We start from the raw sequence: 4287 nt of genomic DNA on the forward strand, positions 1-4287 counted from the left end.
CGGCGGCGGCGGAAAGCGAGGGCGGGCAAAAATTCCTGGTGGACGTCCACTCTCCAACCCCCTTCCTTTTTGCCCGGCCGAGCGTTCAGTTTGGCGCGCGGAGCGCGCCATCAGTTCCGTTCAAAAAAGGTTCTGATTTCGTCAAACAAATGCATAGCGTAAGAACGTTAATTTTGCTTAGCAAAATTAACGTTCAACTCTGTTGGAACGATTAAATTTTCTTTGAAAATTTATTGCGTTCCGCATAAATTAAAATCAAAGGTTGCTGGGGTCTGCCGGCAATTTTAACGGTTAGGCGGTTAGCAGTTCCTTGCAGACGGAGCCGTTTTTCATTGAAAAAAGGGATAAAAAATGATATTCTTTAGAGCATGGAAGATTTTTCTAAAAAAGAAAAAGAAACAATAAAATTTTGGAAAGAGAACGAAATCTTTGAGAAAAGCTCAAGGAAAAAGGCAAGAGCCCAAAGCTTTGTTTTCTATGAAGGCCCTCCTACAGCTAATGCCGCTCCCGGGCTTCATCACGCCTTAGCCAGAGTTTTTAAAGATATTATTCCCCGCTATAAGACAATGAGGGGTTTTAATGTCGCCAGAAAAGCCGGCTGGGATACTCACGGTTTGCCGGTAGAACTTCAAATTGAAAAGAAGCTTGGCCTGAAAAACAAGAAAGATATTGAAACTTACGGGATAGCTAAATTTAATGAAGAATGCCGAAAATCAGTTTGGGAATATAAGGCGATTTTTGAGGAAATGACGGAGAGAATAGGTTATTGGGTGGATATGAAACATCCTTACATTACTTATGAAAATAATTACATTGAGAGCCTGTGGTGGATTATAAAAGAAATTTACAGTAAAGGGCTTCTTTTCCAGAGAAAGAAAGTTGTCCCTTATTGTCCGAGGTGTGGTACTACTCTTTCTTCGCACGAAGTGGCTCAAGGTTATAAAAAAGTGAAAGAGCCGGCTATTTTCGTTAAGTTCAGGATAAAAAATCCGGAATTTAATTCTTCTTTTCTGCTCGTCTGGACAACAACGCCATGGACCATTCCCGGCAATGTGGCCATAGCGGTTAATCCAAATTTTTCTTATGCGAAAGTCAAAACCGGGGACAATGAATATCTGATACTGTCTGAAAATAGAATTGAGGCCTGCGGAGTCAAAGGAGAGGTTATTGAAAAAATTAAAGGAAAAGATTTAGTCGGCTTAAGATATGAGGCTCCTTACCCGCCTGAAGAATCTATTTCTGCAGAAGCTTTCAGGGTTGTGCCGGCTGATTTTGTTTCTTTGGAGGATGGAACCGGCTTAGTTCACATAGCTCCGGCTTTTGGCGAAGATGATATGGAGTCCGGATTAAAAAATAATTTACCGGTTCTTCTTAATGTGAACAGGGAGGGAGAGTTTAATCTCAATGTGAAGAAATGGGCCGGACTTTTTGTGAAAGACGCTGATCCTCTAATAATTGAGGATTTGGAAAAACAAGGAATTCTTTTTAAAAAAGAATTGTATGAGCACGAATATCCCTTCTGCTGGAGATGTAAGTCGCCTTTGCTTTATTACGCCAAGGAGTCGTGGTTTATTGAGGCGACGAAGGTTAAGGAAAAAATGATGGAATCTAACCAGCGGATAAACTGGTTTCCTTCTCATTTAAGAAACGGAAGATTTGGGGAATGGCTTAAGGAAGTTAAGGATTGGGCATTGTCCCGCGAGAGATATTGGGGCACGCCTTTGCCTGTTTGGAAATGCAAGAGCTGTAATAATTTGATGGTGGTCGGTTCAAAAGAAGATTTGCTTAATCAGGGAAAAGCCAATAATAATTATTTTATTATCAGGCACGGCGAAGCTTTGGGTAATGTGAATAAAATCGCCTCTAATTGGCCGGAAAAATTTGAAAATCCCCTAACTGAAAAGGGCAGAGAGCAAGTCTTGAAAGCGGTTAAGAAACTGAAGAACAAAAAAATAGATTTGATTTTTTGTTCTGATATTTTAAGGACAATGCAGACAGCGGAAATTATTTCCAAGGAGTTGGGCGTTAAGATTAAAACCGAAAAATCTCTCAGGGAAATTGACAACGGCATTTTGAACGGGGAAAAAATAGAAAATGTCGGTAGATTTTGGGACCCTGAAAAGAAACTTGCTCCCATGGACTATTATCTGACAAGATTTGATAAAGCAGTCCCGAAAGGGGAGAATTATTTTGAGGTGATGAAAAGGATGTATGGTTTTATGGAAAAAATAGAAGCCAAATACAAGGGCAAGAATATTTTAATGGTCGGACATCAGGCGCCTTTCTCTTTATTAGAGGGAGTTCTCAATTGCTTTGCTCCCGGACAGATTGTAAAAAATATATTTTTAGGGAAGAAAGAAATCAAAATTGGCGAAGTCAGGGAAATGGCGTTTAAAGATATTCCCTTAAATCGGAACGGCGAAGTTGATTTTCATCGGCCGTTTATTGATGAAATAAAATTACATTGCGAAAGATGCGGCGGAGAAGCGGAGAGATTCCCGGATGTTTTGGATTGCTGGTTTGATTCCGGAGCAATGCCTTACGCCCAGCATCATTATCCCTTTGAAAATAAGGGGCTCATGGATTCGCAATTTCCGGCAGATTATATTTCCGAAGCCATAGACCAGACAAGGGGTTGGTTCTATACCCTTCACGTTCTTTCTAATATTTTGAGGGGTGATTTGGCTTATAAAAATGTCGTCTGTTTAGGCCATATCTTAGACGAGAAGGGGGAGAAGATGTCCAAGTCAAAGGGGAATATTGTCCTGCCTGATGAAATAATTGAGAAGTATGGAGCTGATGCCATTCGGTGGTGGTTTTTTACCGTCAACCAGCCGGGCGAATCAAAGGTTTTTTCTGAAAAAGATATAGCCGGATGCTTGAGAAAATTCATTATGACCTTTTGGAATTGCTATGTTTTTTATAATACATACGCAAAGAAAAGTGTCAGTGGTAATCAGCGCTTAAATCAGCGCAAATCAGTAGATATCTTGGACAAGTGGATTCTTTCCAGATTGAATGGGCTGATTTTAGAAACAACAACCTTGCTTGATAATTACGATATTACAAAAGCGGCCAGAACGATAGAAGACTTTATCGTTAATGATCTCTCTCTTTGGTACATAAGGAGATCAAGAAAAAAGTTCCAGAAGCCGAAAACTGAAAAGGATCTTGAAACAGCTTCTAAATTCCTCGGTTATATACTGCTTGTTTTGAGTAAGATTACAGCGCCATTCATTCCTTTCTTAAGCGAAGAAATTTATCAAGAAATTTCAGGTTTAAAGTTTCCCGCTTTCGCTAAAGCTTCGGCTGGTAAGCAAATTTCGGAATCTGTCCATTTGGAGGATTGGCCGAAAGCGGACAAGAAAAAGATTGACAAAGAGCTGGAGAAAAATATGGCTGAAATCAGAGGTACCATCGTTTTGGCTTTAGCAGAGAGAGCTAAGGCGGGCATTAAGGTAAGACAGCCATTGAGAAAGTTAAAAATTCAAAGTTCAAAGTTCAAAATTGACAAAAAAATGGCTAAAGAGCTGTTGGAGTTGTTGAAAGATGAGATTAATGTCAAGGAAATAGTTTTTGATGCGGAGCTTAAACAGGCGATAGAGCTTGATACGGAAATTACTCCGGAACTGAAGGAGGAGGGGACTATCAGGGAAATTATCAGGAATATCCAAGACATGAGAAAGGAAGCCGGATTGAAGTCAGTGGATATTGTTTCTGTTGAGTTTTTAGCAAAATCGGAGCTGGGTAAGCTCCTTGAGAAAAATAAGGAAGCGGTTCTGAGGGATGCTAAAATAAAAGGCCTTGAGGAGAGAAAAACAGCCAAAGCCGGCCTTATTCTGGAAAAAGAGATAATGATAGACGGCGAAGTCCTCTGGCTCGCCCTCAAACAACAATAAATTTTAATTGGAGCCGAACCATCCCTTTATCGTCCCCCAAATACTGTTTCTTCTTTCCTCTTCTTTGGTGTCAACGGTTATTTCCTCGAACGCTTCTTTAATTTCTCCAGGGGTTTTGTTGCGGGCTTAACCTTTTTCTCAATTGCATCTTTATCGATATCTTTGTTCAAATTGATATTTTTATCCAACGTTCTTAATACTTTTAAAAATGCTTCCCTATCTTGTTTTCTTTTTTCCATTTTTCCGTCTTCATTGAGGGCTTCAAATAAAACCTCTTCACCTCTCAATCCGAAAAGCTTTTTCTTGACTTCTGCTTTTTTTTAGTAGATTATGTATTTTTGCGAATTCTTCGCCGGATGCCTTATAAAACTCTCCAGCCTTTTTATCT

At 39.8% G+C, this 4287-nt stretch carries 3 protein-coding genes and 1 pseudogene (1 of these 4 only partly in view); 2 read left to right on the forward strand and 2 right to left on the reverse strand.

What is annotated here, in order from left to right; genetic code table 11:
* Both COS96_00325 and COS96_00330 read left to right on the forward strand, forming a co-directional pair.
* Window positions 1–215 (forward strand): hypothetical protein (locus tag COS96_00325; protein ID PIU44180.1); only part of this gene is annotated, 215 nt, incomplete at its 5' end.
* Window positions 216–368: 153 nt separating this feature from the next.
* On the forward strand, window positions 369–3899 hold the full coding sequence (locus COS96_00330; GenBank protein ID PIU44181.1) for an isoleucine--tRNA ligase: 3531 nt from the start codon (window positions 369–371) through the stop codon (window positions 3897–3899).
* A gap of 77 nt (window positions 3900–3976) precedes the next feature.
* Here the strand turns inward: COS96_00330 and COS96_00335 are convergent, their stop codons facing one another.
* Both COS96_00335 and COS96_00340 read right to left on the reverse strand, forming a co-directional pair.
* A complete protein-coding gene (locus tag COS96_00335; protein PIU44182.1) occupies window positions 3977–4186 on the reverse strand; it encodes a hypothetical protein in 210 nt (69 codons plus the stop codon).
* Window positions 4176–4287, reverse strand: a pseudogene (locus tag COS96_00340) (hypothetical protein); it runs 227 nt beyond the window's last position. Before COS96_00340 ends, COS96_00335 begins: the two are co-directional and overlap by 11 nt.

Source organism: Candidatus Nealsonbacteria bacterium CG07_land_8_20_14_0_80_39_13, assembly GCA_002779355.1.
Taxonomy (GTDB): Bacteria; Patescibacteriota; Minisyncoccia; order Minisyncoccales.

Bases quoted from the DNA above. Each gene is read 5' to 3' on its own strand.
- COS96_00330 (PIU44181.1), top strand. From the start codon at position 369: ATGGAAGATTTTTCTAAAAAAGAAAAAGAAACAATAAAATTTTGGAAA.